This is a genomic window from Streptomyces sp. NPDC003284 (genome assembly GCF_053589675.1).
Genome location: NZ_JBSFSI010000005.1, coordinates 445,227 through 465,964, shown reverse-complemented (window position 1 = coordinate 465,964; position 20,738 = coordinate 445,227). Strand labels below are relative to the sequence as shown.

Below are 20,738 nucleotides of genomic sequence, written 5' to 3'. Positions count from 1 at the left end.
GTATCGTGCTGGTCAGGTGGCGGGGAGCTGGTACGCGAGGACGTAGGCGTCGGCGGCCATGGCGGTGTCGCAGAACGTTCAGTACTGGTTCTCGGTGACTGCGCCGACGATCACCGGGGTGTTGAAAAGCTCCCCCGCGAGGGTGTCGTCGGTGTCCAGGTCGAGGACGTCGGCGACGATGGCGGTGATGTTGTCGGGCCCGCCGCCGTGCAGCGCGAGCCGGATGAGTTCCGTGACGGCGTCCTGCGGTCTCTGGTAGCCGGCGAGCGTGTCCTGCAACGACTGGTGGGAGCCGGCGCCGGACAGGCCGTGGGAGCAGATCAGGTACCGGTCGCGGGCGCGGACCTCGCGGATCGAGAGGTCGGGTTCCATGTTGTTGCTGCTGCCCAGCGTGCGCAGCAGCAGGGAGCGCTGCGGATGGGTGGCGGCCTCCTCCTCGGTGATGTGCCTCTCGTCGACAAGACGCTGCACCCAGGTGTGGTCCTGGGTGATCTGCGTCAGGACAGAGTTCCGCAGCAGGTACGCGCGGGAGTTGCCGACGTGGGCCAGACCGAGCCGTTGGCCGGTCCACAGCAGGGCGGTGAGCGTGGTGCTCATGCCTTCGAGCTGTGGGTCCTCCTCGACCATGGTGCGCAGCTGGCCGTTGGCGCGCTGCACGGCCGTGTGGAGCGAGGTGAGGAGGTCGGCTCCGGGTACGCCGTCTTCGAGCGTGATGATGGTGGAGATCACCTCCGAGGAAGCGATCCTCCCCGCGGCCGGGCTGGCGGCGTGGCCGCGCATGCCGTCGGCAACGGCGAGCAGGCGCGGAGCGGCGTAACCGGAGTCCTCGTTGCTCTCCCGGACCAGCCCTCCGTGCGAACCCGCGGCGAAGGACAGCACCAAGCCGGTCGAGGCGCGGGCTGTGGGCGTCGGCGCCTCGCCGCGGAAGAAGCGCTTCGTCCTGGATTGTTTTCCAGCGCGGCCGGGCTGCTTCCCGGGTTGGGTGGGCGCCCGATGAAACCCGTCTGGTTCCGGTCGCACGGGTTGCCGGGGCGGGAGGGGCAGCGGCGGCGGCGCGGGTGGAGTGCGCGGACGGGGGATTCCCGCGTGTTCGCGTACGAGTCCGGCAGCCGGGGAGGGCATCCACCCCGGTTCTGTGAGCGAGTGCGTCGAGTGCGCGCCCCCGTGCCCTGGAGTGTCCGAGGCGAATTGCCGGAGGATGTCGGCCAGAGCGGGGCGCTCGCCGGGCTGTTTGGCGAGGCAGGCGGCCACGATGCCACACAGCTCGGGCGGGAGGGCACGGAGCTCGGGGTGCTGGTGCACGGTGCGGTAGTGCAGGGCGTGTGCGCTGCCGGTGCCGAACGGGCCCGCGCCGGTGGCGGTGTAGGCCAGGACCGCGCCGAGGGCGAAGACGTCGCTGGCCGGGCCGACGGGAGCGCCGGTGAGCTGTTCAGGGGACATGAAGCCGGCCGTTCCGATGGCCACGCCGGTACCGGTGAGTGCGCTGGCCTCGCTGGTGATCGAGATCCCGAAGTCGATGACCCGCGGTCCGTCGGCTGCCAGGAGGATGTTGGAGGGTTTGAGGTCGCGGTGGACCACTCCCGCGTCGTGGATGGCTTCCAGGGCTTCTGCCAGACCCGCTCCGAGGGCCAGGACCGCGGAGACCGGCCAGGGCCCGTGTTTCCGGACGGCTTCCCCGAGGGAGACACCGGGGACGTAGACGGTGGCCAGCCAGGCCGGAGAACCGTCCGGGTCCGCATCGACCACCCCTGCGGTGAACGCCCCGTTGACCCGCCGCGCGGCGGCGACCTCGCGGGCGAAACGACGCCGGAAGTCGGGCTCACGCGCCAGTTCCGGGCGTACCACCTTGATCGCGACCGAGCGCCCGCCCGGTGAGCGCGCCAGGAACACCTGGCCCATCCCGCCCACGCCGATCCGCGCCGTGATCTGGTACCGGCCCACCCGTTGCGGGTCCCCCGGCTCCAAGGCTTCCAACACGCTCAACCCGCCTGCCCCCCACCCGTACGGCGCGGCCTCGGGCGACTACCGTTCACGCCGAAATCATGGTGGGTCGCAGGGGTCCGCCATCGTCAGGAACCTACCGGACCGGATCGCCGCTGACACCCCGTCCGAACCGAAGAACGCACGCGTGCGGCAGCGCAGTCGGCTGACCTGACGCCGTGGCCGGCTGATGTCGGAAGAAGAAGTGGGGGGTGGCGTGCCCGCACTGTGCGGCCTGTCGGCAGCAGAGCCGTCGTGCGCGGGCAGGCTGCTTTCGTCTGTGTGCCGGGTCGTCAGGTGGCGGATGGCTGGTACGCGAGGACGTAGGCTTCGGCGGCTGGCAGGGGCGCAGCGAGACACCGGCGCGCTTGGCCAGTTGGCGCGCCCGTCGTCGTAGTTGACTGTGGTCGGCTGAGGTGTGTGCCCCAGCCGTGCCAGGTGCAGCGGTCAGCCACGGTCGACACCGGCGCCCTGCGGTCGAGTAGCCGCTCACTTCCTCGGCCGACGAAGTCGCGGCCCAGGCCCGAGGCCACCCAGCCTCGCTCCTGAAGCCGGTGTCAGAGGTCACGCGCAAGGCCCCGATGGGCTCAGGACGTTGAGAGGACGATCAGCGCATGAAGTTGACGATCTGGATCGATGACTGGCAGATCCAGTGCTGCGGACAGAGCTTTGTGCCAGGGGACGTTGTCTCGTGGACGCTATTGGAGGTCGATCCGGAGGATTACGCCGATGTCGTTGGCAGCGACCGCGCGGATGAGATCGACTTCCGCGAGGAGCATCACGGCCAGGAGGAGGGGCACGCACCCACCTTGGTGGAGGTGTTGTCGATCGCCGAGGTGCACTGCCGTTACGAGGTAGCCCCGGGCGCTACGAACAAGGTGAACCAACCAGTTCCGGGCACGACCGTGCTGGTTCCGGTCAAGGAGGCGGATGGGTGCGCGGAAACCAGGCCGGACGTTAGCTTCGCGGGCTACCTGGTCACGGCCCGGCGCACCACAGACGGGCCGAAAGGTACGGCTGCCTGCGGTCGGTGAGGGAGCTGGCGGGATCGGTTCCCTACCCGCGGTCGCTGTACAGCACCTCCGTACCCAATCGTGAAAGCGAGCAGCCCCGACGCGACCGCCAACCGACCGTCCGCCCGGTTCAGCGCCCCAGCTGATCTCAAATGCCCGCAGCTTCCCAAGTCGAGGGCTTGGCCTGTCGCCGCTGTCAAACGCTGGACGTCGAAACAGGCAGCGTGTCTGAGGTCGGCGGGGGTGCGGCGAGGCACAGACGTGCGTGGTCGGTCGGCGCATCCGCCGTCGTTACGGGCTGTCGTCGGCCGAGGTTCGAACTGGGCGCGTCGAAGGTGCCGACGGTCAAGCGAGCGCGGCAGAGCTGGGCCGTCTCTGGGCTGTCTGGGGCCGCTCGGCAGTGGCCGATGACGACCAACGACGACCACCAAGCGCTCGGGCCCACCGTGCCTGAGCAGGGGGAGCGTAGGTCACCGAGATCTCCCGAAAGACCCAGGGCAAGAGGAATCAAGCCCGGGGCTTCAAGCCCCCTGCCTGCGGTTTCTCCCGCCTGGTGGGGGGCTTTTCGCCAGGTGTGGGGGTGCCGGAGAGCCACGTCCGCCAGACGTGCCGGGTGTTCGGCGTCTCGGGACGGTCGAGGAGTGACAGCACGTAGCTCGCGTGACGCCGTGCCGAAGGGCTATCCGAGCGCTGCGCCTCGCGGAGCCTGTCGCGCTGCTCGTCTCCGTCCACTGCGCGGGCCGCCCGCACGTATTCACGGTCCCTGCACCGGTAGGTTCGCTGGCTGGCCAGCATGACCAGATCCATGAGCTTCGCTCTCAGGTGCTGATCGTGGTCGGTGGCGGCGGCCAGGTCCCGGAGAAGAGTCTGCTTCGCGCCTCACGCCTTGGCGTGCTCCGTCCACTCCTGCGGATAGCGTGCCTCCCATTCCAGGAAGAGCAGTGAAAGGGGCAGCCCCGGCCAGGTGCTGATCTCCCCGCGGCCGTATCCGCTCCCGCTCCACAGGCCCTCGGGAAACATCGACCGGCGGCCTCGCGGTACGCCCGCCATCTGGACCTGAACCGGAGCCTGGGAAACCAGTCCTCGTGCAATCGGCCATACGCGGCGTCGGCCTCCGAGCGGGCTCGGGTATGACACTCAAGGGTGGCAGCGCGCTCAGCGGGATCCGGCGAAACGAGTCCATGGGCCCAGGCCAGATCCTCGACCCGCATATGACCGTCGTCGCTGCCGTTGCCTGCCGCTTCTGCCACGGGTCAGATCATCCCGTGAGGGGGACGGGCCCACTGCTAAATATGTCCGGCTCCCTCAGGCGCCCGGAAGTTGTGCTTACGCGCTGTGCTGACGAGCGATGCCAGGCTCCCATCGGCTGAGAGGCGGAGTTGAACCCATGGACGACGAGACGGTCATCATCAGGCTCACGAGAGACCAGGCATTCGTGCTGTCGGACTGGCTCTATCGAGGGATGTTCGTGTCCGACGACCTAGCGAAGATCGTCCACGACCCAGCCGTCTGGTCGCCGATCCACGCGATATCGGGAGCGCTGGACAAGACGCTGACCGAGATCTTCATGGGCGATTACGACACCCGCCTCGAAGCAGCCAAGAGCCGTCTCCGTCCAGAACCGGACGACGGTTCCGAAGCACGGACGGAACCGAAGGGGACCGGCTGAACGAGACCCGGGGCCGGCGTCAGTTACCGCTTGGCGGATCGTCCACGCCCAACTCCTCAGCCAGCCGTAGCAACGCTTCGGAGGGCGGTCGGCCCATGAGCAGCAGATCTGCCACGAGTTGCCTCACGGACGGCATGGAACTCACCAACTGAGGCGCCGACCCCTGCGCGCGCAACAGAGCTGACACCGCATCGTCCATCTGCCGACGCTGCGCATGGGCTTTGGCGAGGTCGATGTGGAATCGTGCCTGCCGTTCCTCGGAGAGTACCGACACGTCGACCCTCTTCGCGGCTCGGAGAGCCACCCCGGCATCTCCGAGGCCGACCGCCACGGACACCTCATGCACCGACACGTTGGCCGGACCGAACTCGGTGTTGTAGTCGTTGCGCCCTTCGCTGACCTGTTCGGCCAGATCATGGGCGGTGCGCAGGAACGCGTACGCATCATCGGCCAGGTTCAGCCGGGCTGCGGCGAGGGCACGTTGGAGCGTCAGCGCACCGCGTAGCGCCAGCCTCTCGGTCTGCTCGGCGCCCTCCCCATGCGCCAGTGCCTCGGCAGCGCTCCCGGAGACATCGGCCGCCTGCGCGAAGCGACGAGCACCGAGGAAGACGACCGACAAGCGGAACGCACCGGCGGCCATCAGCAAGGGGTCACCAGCCCGCTCGGCGGCGGTTACGGCACGGTCGATCGCGACCCAGGCAGCCTCGGGCTCCGCCATGTTCGCGAGCGCGGCACCGAACGCCTGGTACGTGTCGGCGAGCAACCGGAAGACGTCGGACTGCTCCGCCCCGGTGGCAACACGGGCGGCCGATTCCAGCCGGGGCACCAGAGCCTCCAGCAACTCGGTCAGTTCGGCGTGGACTCCTCGGTGGACAAGCTCCCAGGCCCGCGCGACCTCCCCACCAAGCGCTGTCACATCCACGGGCGCACCATCCCGTGCCTGGCGGACGAGCGCCTTGAGAACATGCGGGGTGCTGAGCAGCAGCCGCAGCCTGTCGGCTCCGCTCGCCGGGTCCTCGGTCGGTGACGCCATGAGAGGCGCCTCGGCTGCCAGCTCCGCCACTGGTACGCCCATGACGTCGGCGACCTTCTCGAGCACGGTCATCCGGTCGATGCGGCGTACGCCTCGCTCCACCTGCGACAGCCAGGCTTCCGAACGCCCCAGCAGCGCGGCGAACTCCTTCTGTGAGAGCCCGCGACGCTTGCGCCCGGAAGCGATCTTGCGGCCGAGTGCCCGCTCGTAGTCACTGCTCAACGCGCACGCCCTTGCCGGAGACGAAGTCAAGGCGGTCGACCTCGGTGGCGGAGAGGTACTGCTCCCGCTCAGCGAGGAAGTGACGGACGTAGTCCTTCGACTCGTGCTCCTGGAAGGCGTCCTCGTCCCGGTACAGCTCGTAGAACATGCGCTCCAAGGGTCGGCCGTCAACACGGTGCACGGCATAGACCACCGTTCCGGGCTCATGCGCACGGATGTGCTCACCCGTCCGCGCCACCAGGTCGTCGAACGCGGCCGCCGCCGCATCGTCCTTGCAGGTGAAACGCACCATCAGTCCGAACATGCGAGGTCCTTCCTCCGTCGGCGTCCACATCGGCAACAAGCTCCAGGGCGACGCTATGTGCCCCGGCACCCGTACGAAAAGTACGGATCCGCATTCCAGCGACCCGTACTTTTAGTACGGTGCCAGTACTGATTCTACGGCTTACCTGCTCCATGCTGGCCGGCGGGCCGTCGTCCAGGAGAACAGCAGGTCACCGCCCATGGAGGACGCCATGCCCACCCACCGACGCAGCTTCCTCGGCGACCCCGGAGAGCTCCGTGCCGCCCGTCAGTGGACGCACGCAATGCTGGACGGCCACCCTTGCTCCGATGACGCCGCGCTGATCGTGACCGAACTCGGGACCAACGCCGTCGTACATACCGCCAGCGGCGGCAGCACCTTCCACGTGACGCTCACCGTCTCCCCGCTGGCCGTCGTCATCGAGGTCACCGACCTCGGAACGTCCGACACCAGCCCCCGGGTCCAGCACCCAACTCCCGATTCCACCCATGGCCGAGGGCTGGGCATGGTCGCCGCACTCGCCGACCGGCTCCAGACCCGAGGCGACGATACCGGCCGCACGGTCACCGCCGAACTCCACGCGTCCGTCCATCCTCAGGAGCCAGCACCCCAGCCTGCTCATTCCGAGGGCCTGCTGCCATGACCGGCATTGCCGCGCCGCGGCAACTGGTGCGAATGCTTGGCCGAGAGTGACAGTCGTACTCCGGACGATCTCCTTGGCCCCCGACGCGGCCGCTTCCGACGAGGCGAGGAAATGAGCGGTACGCGGTCGGCGCTGGCAGGTCACTGCTTGGTCATCGGCTGAGCCCGAACGTCGGTTGGGTCCCGGGCAGGCTCCGGACCGCCCCCTGGCAGATTGGGGATGCAGTCATTTCTTGCGGAGCTGGAACCCCCGGAACCCTCGGAAACCGTTTGTTCAGTGGCTGCGGAGGCTGGGGCAGTCCAGGCAGTCGGGGTGGTCGGGGGGCCGGGGGAAGGTGCGGTTGCCCGACAGCCAGTCGGTCAGCCATTCGGCGAGGGTGAAGCGTTCCTTGAACAGGCGGTGCCGCTCGCAGAGGGTGTGGGGGTCCCAGCCCCACATCTGGCCTTCGGGGCTGCGGAGATCGACGTACCACCAGATCGCGCAGCCCAGGGTCGCAAGGGGGACGATGTGGAGGGGCAGGGGGAAATGGTCCGCGGACATCGGCGTCGGCGTCGGCGTCGAACGGAGGCGGTAGATGTCTAGGAGGGACGCCTCGTCGCTGAAGTACCAGCCGGCGTCGCTGAGGGAGACCACGCTGCCGTCGACGCCGAAGCCGCCGTTGGCCACCTCGCAGTAGAGCCTGCGCAGGAGCGGCGGCATGGGGTGCCCGAGAGCCGCTTCGAGTTCCTCGGCCGCCTCGGTCGGTGCGGGCGGCGGCAGTTCGTTCGCCTGGGCGAAGTCGCGGATGGCGGCGATGAGTTCGCCGTCACCTCTCCTCTCGGCGTCGTTCATGCCGCCCCCTCCGGACCGCTCAGGCCCCCACATACTCCGCCAGATGTTCCCCCGTCACCGTCGACCGCGCGGCCACCAGTTCTGCCGGGGTTCCCTCGAAGACCACTCGGCCGCCGTCGTGGCCGGCGCCGGGGCCGAGGTCGATGAGCCAGTCGGCATGGGCCATGACGGCCTGGTGGTGTTCGACGACGATGACGGACTTGCCGGAGTCGACGAGGCGGTCGAGGAGGGCGAGGAGCTGGGCGACGTCGGCGAGGTGGAGGCCGGCGGTCGGTTCGTCGAGGACGTAGACGCCGCCCTTGTCGGCCATGTGGGTGGCGAGCTTGAGGCGCTGGCGTTCGCCGCCGGAGAGGGTGGTGAGGGGCTGGCCGAGGGTGAGGTAGCCGAGGCCGACGTCGGACATGCGCCGGAGGACGCGGTGCGCGGCCGGGGTGCGGGCCTCGCCCGTGGCGAAGAACTGCTCGGCCTCCTCGACCGGCATGGCCAGCACCTCGCTGATGTCGCGGCCGCCGAGGTGGTGGTCGAGGACGGACGCCTCGAACCGCTTGCCCTCGCACTCCTCGCAGACGGTGGCGACCTGGGCCATCACGGCGAGGTCGGTGTAGATGACGCCGGCGCCCTTGCAGGTGGGGCAGGCGCCCTCCGAATTCGCGCTGAACAGGGCGGGCTTGACGCCGTTGGCCTTGGCGAACGCCTTGCGGATCGGGTCCAGGAGTCCGGTGTACGTCGCCGGGTTGCTGCGCCGCGAGCCGCGGATCGGGCTCTGGTCGACGGAGATCACACCTGCCCCGGCCGGGATCGAACCGTGCACCAGTGAGCTCTTGCCGGATCCCGCGACCCCGGTGACCACGCAGAGCACCCCGAGCGGCACGTCCACGTCGACGTCGCGCAGGTTGTGCGCGCTCGCGCCGCGGACCGGGAGGGTGCCGGTGGGCTCGCGCACGCTCTTCTTCAGGGCGGCCCGGTCGTCCAGGTGGCGCCCGGTGACGGTCCCGGCGGAGCGCAGCCCCTCCACCGTGCCCTCGAAGCAGACCGCCCCGCCCGCCGTGCCCGCGCCGGGACCGAGGTCCACGACATGGTCGGCGATCGCGATGACCTCCGGCTTGTGCTCGACGACCAGCACCGTGTTGCCCTTGTCGCGCAGCCGCAGCAGCAGGTTGTTCATGCGCTGGATGTCGTGCGGGTGCAGCCCGGTGGTGGGCTCGTCGAAGACGTACGTGACATCGGTGAGCGAGGAGCCCAGGTGGCGGATCATCTTGACGCGCTGCGCCTCGCCGCCGGAGAGCGTGCCCGCCGGGCGGTCCAGGGAGAGGTAGCCGAGGCCGATCTCCACGAACGAGTCCAGGGTGCCCTGGAGCGCGGTCAGCAGCGGCGCCACCGTCGGCTCGTCCAGGCCGCGCACCCAGTCCGCGAGGTCGCTGATCTGCATGGCGCACGCGTCCGCGATGCTCACCTCCCCGATCCGCGAGGCGCGGGCCGCCTCGCTGAGCCGGGTGCCCGCGCACTCGGGGCAGGCGGTGAAGGCGACCGCACGGTCCACGAACTCCCGGATGTGCGGCTGCATCCCCTCCCGGTCCTTGGCCAGCATCGACTTGCGGATCCGCGGGATCAGGCCCTCGTACGTCATGTTGATGCCCGCGATCTTCATCCTGGTCGGCTCGCGGTGCAGGAAGTCGTGCAGCTCGGCCGCGGTGAAGTCGCGGATCGGCTTGTCCGGGTCGTAGAGGCCGGACTCGCTGTAGAGCCGGTGGTTCCAGCCGCCCGCCTTGTAGCCGGGGACGCTGAGCGCGCCCTCGGAGAGCGACTTCGTCTCGTCGTAGAGCTGGGCGGGGTCCAGGTCGGAGACCGTGCCCCGGCCCTCGCAGCGCGGGCACATCCCGCCGGTGATGCTGAAGCTGCGGCGCTCCTTCACGGTCTGCCCGCCGCGCTGGACGGTGACCGCGCCCGCGCCGCTGATCGAGGCGACGTTGAAGGAGTACGCCTTCGGGGAGCCGAGGTGCGGGCGCGCGAGCCTGCTGAAGAGGATGCGCAGCATCGCGTTGGCGTCGGTGGCGGTGCCGACCGTGGAGCGCGGGTCGGCGCCCATCCGCTGCTGGTCGACGACGATCGCGGTGGTCAGCCCGTCGAGTACGTCGACCTCGGGCCGGGCCAGGGACGGCATGAAGCCCTGGACGAAGGTGCTGTACGTCTCGTTGATCAGCCGCTGCGACTCGGCGGCGATCGTGCCGAACACCAGGCTGCTCTTGCCCGAGCCGGACACCCCGGTGAACACCGTCAGCCGTCGCTTGGGGATCTCGACGCTCACGTCCTTGAGGTTGTTCTCGCGCGCGCCGTGCACCCGGATCAGATCGTGCCGGTCCGCGGTGTGCGGTGCGGATGATGCGGGAGATGTGGGCCTACGGTCACCGGTGCCGCCGTCGTCCGTCCTCGTGACCGTGCTGCTCATCGCGTCTCCCTCTGTTCCTTCTCTGTGCGCCGTGCCTGCACCCGCGTCCCTCGCCGCGGCTCCGTCGTCACCGTAGCCGCGGCCCCGGCGGGCGCGCTTCTCGATTCCGGATCGGTTCGGGAGGCCGCCCCGCCGCGGGCCCCGGACACCGGACATACGAGAGCCCCCTGCCCGCGGTACGCCGTGAGCAGGGGGCCGGGACCGCCGGTCAGCGGTGGTGGTGGCCGGGGCGGGGGCCGCGGTGGGTGTCGTCCCAGCTGAGGGAGTCGACGGAGCGCCGGTGGTCGTTGCGGAGGGTCGCGGTGTCGCGGCGGTCCCAGACCGAGGTGCGGCGGTCCTGGTAGAGGTCGCGGCGGGTGTCGTGGCCGTAACCGGTGTGGACACGGACCGTGGCGCGGCCGTCGAGGCGGTAGTGGCGGAACGTGTAGGTGTGTCCGTGCTGGTCGGACAGGGTCCACCCGTCGAGGTTGACGTCGCGGCGGGTGTTGTTGGTGATCTCCACCCACTCCGTGTTCAGCACCCGCTCGGAGCGGTGGCCCCGGGTCTGGTGCGGGTCGGCGAGGTGGACGTCGCTGATCACCACGCCCTGGCGGTGCGTGTGCGCGGGGTGGTCGGCCGCGGCGGCGGGCAGCGCGGCCACCGCGAGCAGGGCCCCGGCCGCCACGGCGGTCGCGGTCAGCCGGCGGGCGGTCGAGGAGAGGGGAGCGGAGACGGACACGGACACAGGTTCTCCCTGCTGGTGCGAGGTGGGGCGGTACGGCGGCTGGGTGGCCGCGCGGCCCACACCCTTGTCCGGTTTGCGGGGAGATCGACGTGATACGCGCACCCTGTTACCGATTGGCCACGTTTCTGTGACTCTCGGCTGTAGCGCCCAAGCAGGTGGCGGAGGGCTCGTGCCGGTGGGCTGCCTGCGGCGCGGGGCCCCTCCGGCCGGTCCGCGCCGGAGGGCGTCACTCCAAAGTGAGTAACAGATCCGAAGTCAACAGATCCAAGGCGCGGGGCCCCGGCGTCCTCCGCCGGGGCCCCGCGCCGTGTGTCCTGTCAGCCGCACTGGCAGGGGCCGCCCGACTGGCAGCCGCAGCCGCAGCCCGAGCCGCAGCCGCAGGCGGCGAGGAGCGGGAGGCTCCGTGGCTCGGCGACGGGCTGCTCGGTCTCGCGGCTCCGGGCCGGGTCGGGCGCGATGCTGGGGGATTCGGACATGGGTCCCTCCTTCAGGCTGGTGCCTTCGCCCATTCCATGCCCGCTGCGCTGGGCGCATCAACGGCGCACGGTGGCTCGTTCCCGCCGCGGCACCCCGTCCGGCCGTTTCCCCATGCTGCCGCTGCCCCGGCCGTACCTGCTGCCCCTGCCGCGCCTGCTGTCCCGGCCGTAACCCGCCGTCCCCGGCGCCCCTCAGGTCCGCCCCGCCGCTCCTTAGGCCCCGTCGACCTTCGGCACCGACGTGACGTCCTGCTGGAGCTCGTCGGCGTGCTCGCCCGTGACCAGGTAGACCACCCGCTTGGCCACCGCCACCGCGTGGTCGGCGTACCGCTCGTAGTAGCGGCCGAGCAGGGTGACGTCCACGGCCGTCTCGATGCCGTGCTTCCAGCGGTCGTCGATCAGGTGCTGGAAGAGTGTGCGGTGCAGCAGGTCCATCTCGTCGTCGTCCTGCTCCAGCTGGAGGGCCAGGTCGACGTCCTTGGTGACGATCACCTCGGCGGCCTTCGCCATCAGGCGCTGGGCGAGCTGGCCCATCTCCAGGATGGTGGCGTGCAGGTCCTGGGGGACCCCGCGCTCCGGGAAGCGCAGCCGGGCCAGCTTGGCCACGTGCTGGGCCAGGTCGCCCGAGCGCTCCAGGTCCGCCGACATCCGCAGCGAGGTGACGACGATCCGCAGATCCGTCGCCACCGGCTGCTGCCGGGCCAGCAGGGCTATGGCCCGAGCCTCCAGGTCGTGCTGGAGCTCGTCGACCTTCTGGTCGGCCTCGATCACGCTCTCGGCCAGCTTCAGATCGGCGTCGAGGATGGCGGTCGTGGCGCGTCCGATGGCCGACCCGACCAGCCGGGCCATCTCCACCAGTCCGTCGCCGATCGAGTCCAGTTCCTCGTGGTACGCGTCCCGCATCTTCGTTCCCTCTCGTGCGTGTTCGTCGGGGTTTGCAGGGGGTGCAGGGGCGGCGGTCCGCCGCCGGCGTCCGGCCGACGGCGCCCGGCCCGTCCCGTGTGACGACCGGCGGTGCGAACCCCACGCTCCCACGGTCCGGCCCGTACGCGTCCGTTTCCGTCACCTCAAGTGAACCGTCGCTGGCTCCAAGGTGAACTCTGGGCGACGAGTGTTCGAGGTCGCACCCGGACGGGTGGGGGCACGTCGTCCGCCATGCCTAACCTGGTCGCATGGACGTGAACGCGGCGGTCGCCGCAGCATCAGCGATCGCCGGAGTGCTCACCGGCGTCATCGCCGTGCTGGCGTTCCGCTTCAGTGAACGGGAGCAGAAGCGTCCGACGCGTACCTCGCTGCACACCGACGCGGTGCTGCCGCCCGGTGTGGACACGGTCCTCTCCGTGCTGCGCTCCTCCGCCGTCGTCCTCGACGAGGCCGACGCCGTCGTCAAGGCCAGCTCCGCCGCGTACGCCCTCGGGCTGGTCCGCGGCGGCAAGCTCGCCGTGGAGCCCATGCTCCAGATGGCCCGGGACACCCGCCGGGACGGGGAGATACGGCAGGTCGAGCTGGACCTGCCGCGACGCGGCACCGGACGCGGCGAGGCCCTGGCGGTCTCCGCGCGCGTCGCGCCGCTGGGCTCGCGGCTGGTGCTGCTGCTCGTCGAGGACCTCACCGAGGCGCGCCGGATCGAAGCCGTACGGCGTGACTTCGTGGCGAACGTCAGCCATGAGCTGAAGACACCCGTCGGCGCTCTCTCCCTGCTCTCCGAGGCCGTCATGGACGCCTCGGACGACCCCGAGGCGGTGGAGCGCTTCGCCGGACGCATGCAGATCGAGGCGACCCGGCTGACCAACCTGGTGCAGGAGCTGATCGACCTCTCCCGGGTGCAGAACGACGACCCGCTGGAGGACGCCGAGCCGGTGCGTGTCGACGAACTCGTCGCCGAGGCCATCGACCGGTGCCGCCACCAGGCCGGCACCAAGCAGATCACCATGGCCACCGGGGGGACCGGCGACCTCAGGGTCTGGGGCAACCGCGGCCAGCTCGCCGCGGCGCTCGGCAACCTCGTCGAGAACGCCGTCAACTACTCCCCGGCCCGCACCCGCGTGGGCATCGCCGCCCGCCGGATCACCGTGCCGGGCGGGGACCTCATCGAGATCGCCGTCACCGACCAGGGCATCGGCATCTCCGACAAGGACAAGGAGCGCATCTTCGAGCGTTTCTACCGTGTGGACCCGGCCCGCTCGCGTGCCACCGGCGGTACCGGCCTCGGCCTCGCCATCGTGAAGCACGTGGTCGCCTCGCACGGCGGGGAGGTCACCGTGTGGAGCGCCGAGGGACAGGGCTCCACCTTCACCCTGCGGCTGCCCGAGGCGGCAGCGGCCCGTGAGGCCCGCGACCGGGACCGCGCGCACCAGCACCCCGACCTCGACGAGGAGACCGGGCCCGAAGACGGCCCCGGCACCGACCTCGCGTCCGAGCCCGAGCCCCGTCCCGGGTTCCGGACCGGTACCGGCACCACCTCGTCCCCGGCCTCATCCCCGGCGCCTCCGTCATCGCGGACGCAGGCGTCGTCGTCCCAGACATCACCGTACGAACCGCTTCCCGCCCCGGAGGTCCTTCCGTGACCCGAGTGCTCGTCGTCGAGGACGAGGAGTCCTTCTCCGACGCCCTGTCGTACATGCTCCGCAAAGAGGGCTTCGAGGTCGCCGTGGCGGCCACCGGGCCCGACGGGCTCGACGAGTTCGAGCGCAACGGCGCCGACCTCGTCCTCCTCGACCTGATGCTGCCGGGGCTGCCCGGCACGGAGGTGTGCCGCCAGCTGCGCGGCCGCTCCAACGTCCCGGTGATCATGGTGACCGCCAAGGACAGCGAGATCGACAAGGTCGTCGGCCTGGAGATAGGGGCCGACGACTACGTGACCAAGCCCTTCTCCTCCCGGGAGCTGGTCGCCCGGATCCGCGCGGTGCTGCGCCGGCGCGGCGAGCCGGAGGAGGTCACCCCGGCGGCCCTGGAGGCGGGCCCGGTCCGCATGGACGTGGACCGGCACGTCGTCACCGTCTCCGGCTCCAAGGTCGACCTGCCGCTCAAGGAGTTCGACCTGCTGGAGATGCTGCTGCGCAACGCCGGCCGGGTGCTGACCCGGATGCAGCTCATCGACCGGGTCTGGGGCGCCGACTACGTGGGCGACACCAAGACGCTCGACGTGCACGTCAAGCGGCTGCGCGCCAAGATCGAGCCGGACCCGGGCGCCCCGCGCTACCTGGTGACGGTCCGCGGCCTCGGCTACAAGTTCGAGCCGTAGGCCGTAGGCCGTAGGCCATAGGCCGCAGACGGCAGTCAGGCCGGTACGCCGAAGGGCGGCACCCTCACGGAGAGGGTGCCGCCCTTCGGCGTACGTCGTACTGCCCTTACGAGGCCGAGCCGCCCGGCGTGCCCGCCTCGCCCGACCCGTCGGCCGAGTCCGAGTCCGAGCCCGAGCCCGTGGTCTTGTCGCCCTTGCCCGAGGAGTCCGAGGAGGCCGAGGAGTCCGAGGACTTCGGGGACTCGGAGGACTTCGGGTTCTTCGAGGAGTTCGGGGACCCCGAGGACGACGGCTTGCCCGTGGTGCCCGTGGCCGGGGCGCCCGGCGCTGCCGGGATGTTGCTCGGGCCCCACTTGTCGAAGTAGCTCGTGGCCGGGACCACGAAGGCGCGCAGGCTCACGTCACCGGACTTGCTGAAGGTGAAGGTGATCTTCTGCGCGTTGCCGTCCTTGACCACCGGGCCGGGGTTGGTCAGCGCGGCGGAGGCGTTGCCCTTGCCGCCGACGACGACCGAGCCCTGGGCCGGGACGGTCAGCTTGCCCGAGCCCTTGGCCGGGGTGATCTGCGCGGTGCCGCCGCCGTCGACGCGGATCGCGTCCAGCGTCTGCGGGGTGGTGCCGCTGTTGAAGAGGGTCATCGAGACGACGGCCGGACCCTTGGACTGGGAACCGGGCTGCGTGATGATCACCGCGTTCTGGACCTCGATGTCCCCGACCTTGGTGGCCGCGTTGTCCGGCTTGACCTCAAGTGTCTGGGCGTTGTTGCCGGCGCCGCAGGCGGCGAGCGAGGCGATCGAGAACGCGATGGCGGCGGCGGCGAGGGCGCCGCGTCGAAGGCTGCTGCTCACGGCGGCGGCAACTCCTTGAACGTGGGCGGTACAGGGCGACTTCCTTATAAAGCCGTCCTAAGCGTCTGTCAGCGGCCTTAGGTTACCGAGCCGTTCCCACGGCCCCGCACCCGACCCGCCCCCTGTGCCTCCCGAGGCACCCGGACACCGCTCCCGCACGGCCGCCGGGGGCACCCGGAGGGAGCCTCGTCACACCCCGTCCGGGCCCCTGCCCGCCCTCCGCCCCCGGCCCCGCCCTCCGTGTCGGCCGCGCCGCCGCCCGCCATTCACATAAGTGACGCCCGCCATACCCACCCGCCATACGCGCACCGCCATACGCGGCGCCAAAGAGCCATAGGCGCGGTCATACGGGCCGTCATACACATCGCCATACGCCCGCCCGCTTACCCCGTGGTTAGCGCCCTCTAAGCGCCTCTCTTACGCATGCTCTTACGCGCGGTCTTAGCGGCGCCGGTCCGCCGTACCCGATCTTCCTGCGATTTTCCGGTGCCGTAATGCGCGGCCGCGGCCGAAATTGATCACCGGCCCCGCCGGGCGTTGCCCACCGGCCGTGATCAATTCCGGATTCGTGCCTCCCGCGCCCCGCCCGCACCGAACGGAGTAGCGGAAGTCGCGCATCTGGAACCCGACAAAACGGGACGTTCGACCGTTTGGACGGACGGTCGGAAGTGTGTAACGTGCGCGTTTCGCCCCGTGCGGAGAGCCCCTCCGACCTGCGCATACCTGCCCGCCACCGGCCCGCGCACCCCTTCCGAAGCACGTTCCGGTTGCTGTTGTCAAGCCCCGAGATATGCCCTGACCTGCGAAAACGCCATTCAGAAGACGCCGTATCCGTGTTACCCTGGATAGCCACGGAAGGGGTACCTGTCACATGACGTTCAAGGTTGGCGACACCGTGGTCTATCCCCATCACGGGGCCGCGCTGATCGAGGCTATCGAAACTCGCCAGATCAAAGGCGTGGACAAGACCTACTTGGTGCTGAAGGTCGCCCAGGGTGACCTGACGGTACGTGTGCCAGCGGACAATGCGGAGTTCGTCGGCGTGCGTGATGTGGTCGGTCAGGACGGGCTGGACCGGGTCTTCGAGGTGCTGCGCGCTCCGTACGCCGAGGAGCCCACGAACTGGTCGCGTCGTTACAAGGCAAACCTGGAGAAGCTCGCCTCCGGTGATGTCATCAAGGTCGCGGAGGTCGTGCGCGACCTGTGGCGCCGGGAGCGCGAGCGCGGTCTCTCCGCCGGTGAGAAGCGCATGCTCGCCAAGGCCCGCCAGATCCTGGTGAGCGAGCTGGCGCTCGCGGAGAACACGAACGAGGACAAGGCAGAGGCTCTGCTCGACGAGGTTCTCGCGTCCTGACGCGGGGCTTCCCGACCGACGACCGGAACCGGATCACCGGAGCGGGGCACCCCCACACAGGCGGACGCCCACGGCTGCGCGACTGTTCGGTTCAGCACGGTGTGCGGCATCAGTGAAGTGAAGTGGCATCAATGACATGCCGCAGTGTCCGATCGGGCGACCGAGGTCGCCGGGCGCTGCGGCTTCGTCATGTCCGCCTCCGGGCCGCACCCGGACCCGTACTCGCGTCTCGCGCTGACCCGCACGCGCGCATCGCGCCCGTCCACGGCGACGCGCTCCGCCCGGAACCCGGACGGCCCTGCGAGAGGAAGATCCCCCCGATACTGTGTGCCGGGCCCATGCAGTCGGCTCGGCCGGGGTCACGGAAGGGTCCGGCCGCCGTGCCGCGCCCGGCACGGTGAGGCCATACCCACGCCGGGCCGGAACACAAACCTGACAGGAACCGATGTCTGACGATTCGCGTCCTTCGCCCGCGGGCGCCCGGCCAGGGGCCCCCGTCGCCGTCGTGATCCCGGCCGCCGGCCGGGGCGTGCGTCTCGGTCCGGGTGCCCCCAAGGCGCTGCGCACGCTGAACGGCACCCCGATGCTCGTCCACGCGGTGCGCGCCATGGCGGCCTCCCGCGCCGTCTCCCTCGTCGTCGTGGTCGCTCCGCCCGACGGCGCGGGCGAGGTCACCTCGCTGCTCGACGCCCACGCGCTCCCCGAGCGGACCCGCTTCCTCGTGGTGCCCGGCGGCGAGTCCCGCCAGGAGTCCGTCCGGCTCGGGCTCGACGCGGTGCCGCCCGGCCACGACGTCGTCCTCGTGCACGACGCGGCCCGCCCGCTGGTCCCCGTGGAGACGGTGGACGCGGTGATCGGGGCCGTACGCGAGGGCGCCGCCGCCGTCGTACCGGCGCTGCCGCTCGCGGACACCGTCAAGGAGGTCGAACCGGCCGCCGTGGCGGGCGCGCCCGAACCGGTCCTCGCGACCCCGGACCGCTCGCGGCTGCGGGCCGTGCAGACCCCGCAGGGCTTCGACCGGGCGACGCTGGTGCGGGCCCACGAGACGGTCACCGACGACGTGACCGACGACGCGAGCATGGTCGAGCAGCTCGGCGAGCCGGTCGTGGCCGTCCCGGGACACGAGGAGGGCTTCAAGGTCACCCGCCCGCTCGACCTCGTGCTCGCCGAGGCGGTCCTGGCCCGCAGGAGGCTCACCGATGGCTTCTGAGACCACCCCCGAGATCGCCCCGGGCTTCCCGGACACCGCACCGGACACCGCACCGGCCGCCACCCCGGACTCCGGAGCGGACACCGGCGCGGCCTCCCCGGCGACCGCCCCGGCCGCTCCCGCGGACGGCGCGGACGGCGCGCTCCCCCCGCTGCCCCAGGTCGGCATCGGCACCGACATCCACGCCTTCGAGGACGGCCGCGAGCTGTGGTGCGCGGGTCTGAAGTGGGAGGGCGAGGGACCGGGCCTGGCCGGGCACTCCGACGCGGACGTCGTCGCGCACGCCGCGTGCAACGCGCTGTTCTCGGCCGCCGGGCTCGGCGACCTCGGCCAGCACTTCGGCACCGGGCGGCCCGAGTGGTCGGGCGCGTCCGGCGTCACCCTGCTGACGGAGGCGGCACGCATCGTCCGCGCCGCCGGTTTCCGGATCGGGAACGTGGCCGTGCAGGTCGTCGGCCCCCGCCCGAAGATCGGCAAGCGGCGCGCGGAGGCCCAGCGGATCCTCTCCGAGGCGGCCGGAGCCCCGGTCTCCGTCTCCGGGGCCACCACCGACGGGCTCGGCTTCCCGGGCCGCGGCGAGGGACTGGCCGCGGTGGCCACGGCGCTCGTGGTGCGGGTGAGCTGAGCGCGTGCGAGGGTACCCGGAGAGTCACCGCCCGGCCGCGCAGTGCCGGTGGTGACCGAAGGTCCGCCTCCCGGAGGGTGCCCCATGTCCGCCGAACTGTCCCCCCGTCTCAAGAACCTCCTCGACGGCACCGTCTTCGTCGTCGTCGGCACCGTCCAGCCCGACGGCAGCCCGCAGCTGTCGCCGGTCTGGGCGAAGCGGGACGGCGACGACGTCGTCATCTCCACCACCGCCGACCGCCGCAAGGCGCGGAACATGCGGCGCGACGCCCGCGTCAGCGTCGTCGTCCAGGACCCCGCCTCGCCGTACGAGTACGCCGAGATCCGCGGCACCGCCGAGATCAGCACCGAGGGCGGCCAGGACCTCATCGACGAGCTGTCGGTGAAGTACACCGGCAAGAAGTACGCGGAGTTCAATCCCTCCGCGGCCCAGGACGCCGAGCGCCTGGTCGTCCGGATCCGGCCCCGCAAGGTCGTCGGCGGTATCTGACGGGCCGCCCCCGCGGACCGGGTCACCGCTCCCCTCGGTCACAAAAGCACGGACCTTGCGGGAAACGGGCGCGAGGCACTGCCCTTCGCCCACTACCCTGGAGTGGTGACCATTCGCCTGTACGACACCAGCGCCCGGCAGATCCGTGACTTCACCCCGCTCAAGCCGGGTTGTGTCTCGATCTACCTGTGTGGTGCCACCGTGCAGGCGGCCCCGCACATCGGGCACATCCGGTCGGGTCTGAACTTCGACATCATGCGCCGCTGGTTCGCCCACCGCGGCTACGAGGTGACGTTCATCCGCAACGTCACGGACATCGACGACAAGATCATCGCCAAGGCGAAGGAGCAGGACCGCCCCTGGTGGTCCATCGGGTACGCCAACGAGCGCGCGTTCAACGACGGTTACACCGCGCTGGGCTGCCTGCCGCCCACCTACGAGCCCCGCGCCACCGGCCATGTGCCGGAGATGACCGAGATGATGCGCACGCTCATCGACCGCGGCCACGCCTACGCGGCCGACGGGAACGTCTACTTCGACGTGCGCTCCTTCCCCGGCTACCTCCAGCTGTCCCGGCAGGAGCTGGACAATCTGCGCCAGCCGGCCGCCGACAGCGAGACCGGCAAGCGCGACCCGCGGGACTTCGCGCTGTGGAAGGCGGCCAAGCCGGGCGAGCCGACCTGGCCCACGCCGTGGGGCGAGGGCCGTCCGGGCTGGCACCTGGAGTGCTCGGCCATGGCGCACAAGTACCTGGGCAGCGCCTTCGACATCCACGGCGGCGGCCTGGACCTGATCTTCCCGCACCACGAGAACGAGATCGCCCAGTCCAAGGCGTACGGCGACGAATTCGCGCGGTACTGGGTGCACAACGCCTGGGTGACCATGGCGGGCGAGAAGATGTCCAAGTCGCTGGGCAATTCCGTGCTGGTCTCGGAGATGGTCCGCCAGTGGCGCCCGATCGTCCTGCGCTACTACCTGGGCACCCCGCACTACCGCTCGACCATCGAGTACAGCGAGGAGGCCCTGCGCGAGGCCGAGTCGGCGTTCGCGCGGATCGAGGGCTTCATCCAGCGCGTGGTGGAGACGACGGGCCCGGTGGAGCCGTCCGCCGAGGTGCCGCCCGCCTTCGCCGAGGCGATGGACGACGACCTCGGTGTCCCGCAGGCCCTGGCCGTGGTGCACACCACGGTCCGGCAGGGCAACAGCGCGCTCGCCGCGGACGACAAGGAGGCCGCGGTGGCCCGGCTCGCCGAGGTGCGGGCCATGCTCGGCGTCCTCGGCCTCGACCCGCTGGACGAGCACTGGGCGGCCGCCGACGGCGAGAGCGGCGAGGACCTGCACGGCGTCGTGGACACCCTGGTCCGGATGGTCCTCGACCAGCGCGAGGCGGCCCGCGCCCGCAAGGACTGGGCCACCGCCGACGCCCTGCGCGACCAGCTCGGCCGGTCCGGACTGGTCGTCGAGGACAGCCCGCAGGGCCCGCGCTGGAGCCTCGGCCCGCGCTGACCCGCGCCCCGGTCCGCCCGGCCGCGCGCCGGCCGCCGGGGACCCCGTTGTGCCGTCCGGCCGTCCGGGCGGCACACTTCATAGACGTAGGAGACGTACGCGGCAGGCGTACGCACGACGCT

General features: G+C 70.8%; 19 protein-coding genes and 2 pseudogenes. 10 read left to right on the top strand and 11 right to left on the bottom strand.

Going from position 1 to position 20,738, the window contains the following annotated elements:
- Positions 1-84 precede the first annotated feature (84 nt).
- Together ACWDYF_RS14465 and ACWDYF_RS14460 are read right to left on the bottom strand one after the other, a co-directional pair.
- Positions 85-882: pseudogene (locus ACWDYF_RS14465) on the bottom strand (PP2C family protein-serine/threonine phosphatase); the annotation flags it as partial.
- Between the two features lie 318 nt (positions 883-1,200).
- Positions 1,201-1,941 (bottom strand): annotated as a pseudogene (locus ACWDYF_RS14460) (serine/threonine-protein kinase); the annotation flags it as partial.
- 653 nt (positions 1,942-2,594) lie between these two features.
- On the opposite strand from ACWDYF_RS14460, the gene ACWDYF_RS14455 reads away from it, so the two are divergent.
- Positions 2,595-3,014 carry a DUF6578 domain-containing protein gene (locus ACWDYF_RS14455; protein WP_389463210.1) on the top strand — a complete coding sequence of 140 codons (420 nt, stop codon included), beginning with the start codon at positions 2,595-2,597 and terminating at the stop codon, positions 3,012-3,014.
- Positions 3,015-3,872: 858 nt separating this feature from the next.
- On the opposite strand, the gene ACWDYF_RS14450 is transcribed toward ACWDYF_RS14455, so the two are convergent.
- Positions 3,873-4,013, bottom strand: a complete 141-nt coding sequence (locus ACWDYF_RS14450; protein WP_389463209.1) for a hypothetical protein — start codon at positions 4,011-4,013, stop codon at positions 3,873-3,875.
- A gap of 367 nt (positions 4,014-4,380) precedes the next feature.
- On the opposite strand from ACWDYF_RS14450, the gene ACWDYF_RS14445 reads away from it, so the two are divergent.
- Positions 4,381-4,662: a hypothetical protein gene (locus tag ACWDYF_RS14445; RefSeq protein WP_389463208.1), complete on the top strand. Its 282-nt coding sequence runs from the start codon at positions 4,381-4,383 to the stop codon at positions 4,660-4,662.
- 19 nt (positions 4,663-4,681) lie between these two features.
- On the opposite strand, the gene ACWDYF_RS14440 is transcribed toward ACWDYF_RS14445, so the two are convergent.
- A complete protein-coding gene (locus ACWDYF_RS14440) occupies positions 4,682-5,917 on the bottom strand; it encodes a helix-turn-helix domain-containing protein (protein WP_389463206.1) in 1,236 nt (411 codons plus the stop codon).
- Positions 5,907-6,221, bottom strand: a complete 315-nt coding sequence (locus ACWDYF_RS14435; protein WP_389463204.1) for a putative quinol monooxygenase — start codon at positions 6,219-6,221, stop codon at positions 5,907-5,909. The genes ACWDYF_RS14440 and ACWDYF_RS14435 overlap by 11 nt, the downstream gene beginning before the upstream one ends.
- A 211-nt stretch (positions 6,222-6,432) precedes the next feature.
- On the opposite strand from ACWDYF_RS14435, the gene ACWDYF_RS14430 reads away from it, so the two are divergent.
- On the top strand, positions 6,433-6,864 hold the full coding sequence (locus tag ACWDYF_RS14430) for an ATP-binding protein (RefSeq protein ID WP_451584281.1): 432 nt from the start codon (positions 6,433-6,435) through the stop codon (positions 6,862-6,864).
- 273 nt (positions 6,865-7,137) lie between these two features.
- Here ACWDYF_RS14430 and ACWDYF_RS14425 read toward each other — a convergent pair whose 3' ends face one another.
- The 5 genes from ACWDYF_RS14425 to phoU form a co-directional block, all read right to left on the bottom strand.
- Positions 7,138-7,695 carry an SMI1/KNR4 family protein gene (locus ACWDYF_RS14425; protein WP_389463201.1) on the bottom strand — a complete coding sequence of 186 codons (558 nt, stop codon included), beginning with the start codon at positions 7,693-7,695 and terminating at the stop codon, positions 7,138-7,140.
- A 19-nt stretch (positions 7,696-7,714) separates the two neighbouring features.
- A complete protein-coding gene (locus ACWDYF_RS14420; protein WP_389463199.1) occupies positions 7,715-10,141 on the bottom strand; it encodes an ATP-binding cassette domain-containing protein in 2,427 nt (808 codons plus the stop codon).
- A gap of 208 nt (positions 10,142-10,349) precedes the next feature.
- On the bottom strand, positions 10,350-10,865 hold the full coding sequence (locus ACWDYF_RS14415; protein WP_389463197.1) for a lamin tail domain-containing protein: 516 nt from the start codon (positions 10,863-10,865) through the stop codon (positions 10,350-10,352).
- Between the two features lie 317 nt (positions 10,866-11,182).
- A complete protein-coding gene (locus tag ACWDYF_RS14410; protein WP_389463195.1) occupies positions 11,183-11,341 on the bottom strand; it encodes a hypothetical protein in 159 nt (52 codons plus the stop codon).
- 213 nt (positions 11,342-11,554) lie between these two features.
- Positions 11,555-12,244 (bottom strand): phosphate signaling complex protein PhoU, encoded by a 690-nt coding sequence (gene phoU, locus ACWDYF_RS14405; RefSeq protein WP_018568746.1) that lies wholly within the window; start codon positions 12,242-12,244, stop codon positions 11,555-11,557.
- A 269-nt stretch (positions 12,245-12,513) separates the two neighbouring features.
- Between phoU and ACWDYF_RS14400 the strand changes: the two genes are divergently transcribed.
- The gene (locus tag ACWDYF_RS14400; RefSeq protein ID WP_389463193.1) at positions 12,514-13,908 is read left to right on the top strand and encodes a sensor histidine kinase; all 1,395 of its coding nucleotides are present in this window, start codon (positions 12,514-12,516) and stop codon (positions 13,906-13,908) included.
- Positions 13,905-14,585, top strand: a complete 681-nt coding sequence (locus ACWDYF_RS14395; protein ID WP_010358452.1) for a response regulator transcription factor — start codon at positions 13,905-13,907, stop codon at positions 14,583-14,585. Before ACWDYF_RS14400 ends, ACWDYF_RS14395 begins: the two co-directional genes overlap by 4 nt.
- Positions 14,586-14,691: 106 nt before the next feature.
- Here ACWDYF_RS14395 and ACWDYF_RS14390 read toward each other — a convergent pair whose 3' ends face one another.
- Positions 14,692-15,432, bottom strand: a complete 741-nt coding sequence (locus ACWDYF_RS14390; RefSeq protein ID WP_389463191.1) for a copper chaperone PCu(A)C — start codon at positions 15,430-15,432, stop codon at positions 14,692-14,694.
- Between the two features lie 871 nt (positions 15,433-16,303).
- On the opposite strand from ACWDYF_RS14390, the gene ACWDYF_RS14385 reads away from it, so the two are divergent.
- From ACWDYF_RS14385 to cysS, 5 genes are all read left to right on the top strand, one after another.
- Entirely contained in the window at positions 16,304-16,786 is a 483-nt protein-coding gene (locus tag ACWDYF_RS14385) for a CarD family transcriptional regulator (protein ID WP_003953493.1), read from the top strand.
- Between the two features lie 445 nt (positions 16,787-17,231).
- Positions 17,232-17,996: a 2-C-methyl-D-erythritol 4-phosphate cytidylyltransferase gene (gene ispD / locus ACWDYF_RS14380; protein ID WP_389463190.1), complete on the top strand. Its 765-nt coding sequence runs from the start codon at positions 17,232-17,234 to the stop codon at positions 17,994-17,996.
- A 151-nt stretch (positions 17,997-18,147) separates the two neighbouring features.
- Complete coding sequence (gene ispF / locus ACWDYF_RS14375) at positions 18,148-18,621, top strand: 2-C-methyl-D-erythritol 2,4-cyclodiphosphate synthase (RefSeq protein ID WP_026252673.1); 474 nt, start codon at positions 18,148-18,150, stop codon at positions 18,619-18,621.
- Between the two features lie 84 nt (positions 18,622-18,705).
- Positions 18,706-19,110 carry a PPOX class F420-dependent oxidoreductase gene (locus tag ACWDYF_RS14370; RefSeq protein ID WP_018568739.1) on the top strand — a complete coding sequence of 135 codons (405 nt, stop codon included), beginning with the start codon at positions 18,706-18,708 and terminating at the stop codon, positions 19,108-19,110.
- Positions 19,111-19,215: 105 nt separating this feature from the next.
- Positions 19,216-20,616, top strand: coding sequence for a cysteine--tRNA ligase (cysS, locus tag ACWDYF_RS14365; RefSeq protein ID WP_381737250.1), 1,401 nt, complete (start codon positions 19,216-19,218; stop codon positions 20,614-20,616).
- Positions 20,617-20,738: the final 122 nt, after the last annotated feature.

Bases quoted from the DNA above. Each gene is read 5' to 3' on its own strand.
- ACWDYF_RS14455 (WP_389463210.1), top strand. From the start codon at position 2,595: ATGAAGTTGACGATCTGGATCGATGACTGGCAGATCCAGTGCTGCGGA.
- ACWDYF_RS14450 (WP_389463209.1), bottom strand. From the start codon at position 4,013: ATGTTTCCCGAGGGCCTGTGGAGCGGGAGCGGATACGGCCGCGGGGAG.
- ACWDYF_RS14445 (WP_389463208.1), top strand. From the start codon at position 4,381: ATGGACGACGAGACGGTCATCATCAGGCTCACGAGAGACCAGGCATTC.
- ACWDYF_RS14435 (WP_389463204.1), bottom strand. From the start codon at position 6,221: ATGTTCGGACTGATGGTGCGTTTCACCTGCAAGGACGATGCGGCGGCG.
- ACWDYF_RS14430 (WP_451584281.1), top strand. From the start codon at position 6,433: ATGCCCACCCACCGACGCAGCTTCCTCGGCGACCCCGGAGAGCTCCGT.
- ACWDYF_RS14425 (WP_389463201.1), bottom strand. From the start codon at position 7,695: ATGAACGACGCCGAGAGGAGAGGTGACGGCGAACTCATCGCCGCCATC.
- ACWDYF_RS14420 (WP_389463199.1), bottom strand. From the start codon at position 10,141: ATGAGCAGCACGGTCACGAGGACGGACGACGGCGGCACCGGTGACCGT.
- ACWDYF_RS14410 (WP_389463195.1), bottom strand. From the start codon at position 11,341: ATGTCCGAATCCCCCAGCATCGCGCCCGACCCGGCCCGGAGCCGCGAG.
- phoU (WP_018568746.1), bottom strand. From the start codon at position 12,244: ATGCGGGACGCGTACCACGAGGAACTGGACTCGATCGGCGACGGACTG.
- ACWDYF_RS14400 (WP_389463193.1), top strand. From the start codon at position 12,514: ATGGACGTGAACGCGGCGGTCGCCGCAGCATCAGCGATCGCCGGAGTG.
- ACWDYF_RS14385 (WP_003953493.1), top strand. From the start codon at position 16,304: ATGACGTTCAAGGTTGGCGACACCGTGGTCTATCCCCATCACGGGGCC.
- ispD (WP_389463190.1), top strand. From the start codon at position 17,232: ATGTCTGACGATTCGCGTCCTTCGCCCGCGGGCGCCCGGCCAGGGGCC.
- ACWDYF_RS14370 (WP_018568739.1), top strand. From the start codon at position 18,706: ATGTCCGCCGAACTGTCCCCCCGTCTCAAGAACCTCCTCGACGGCACC.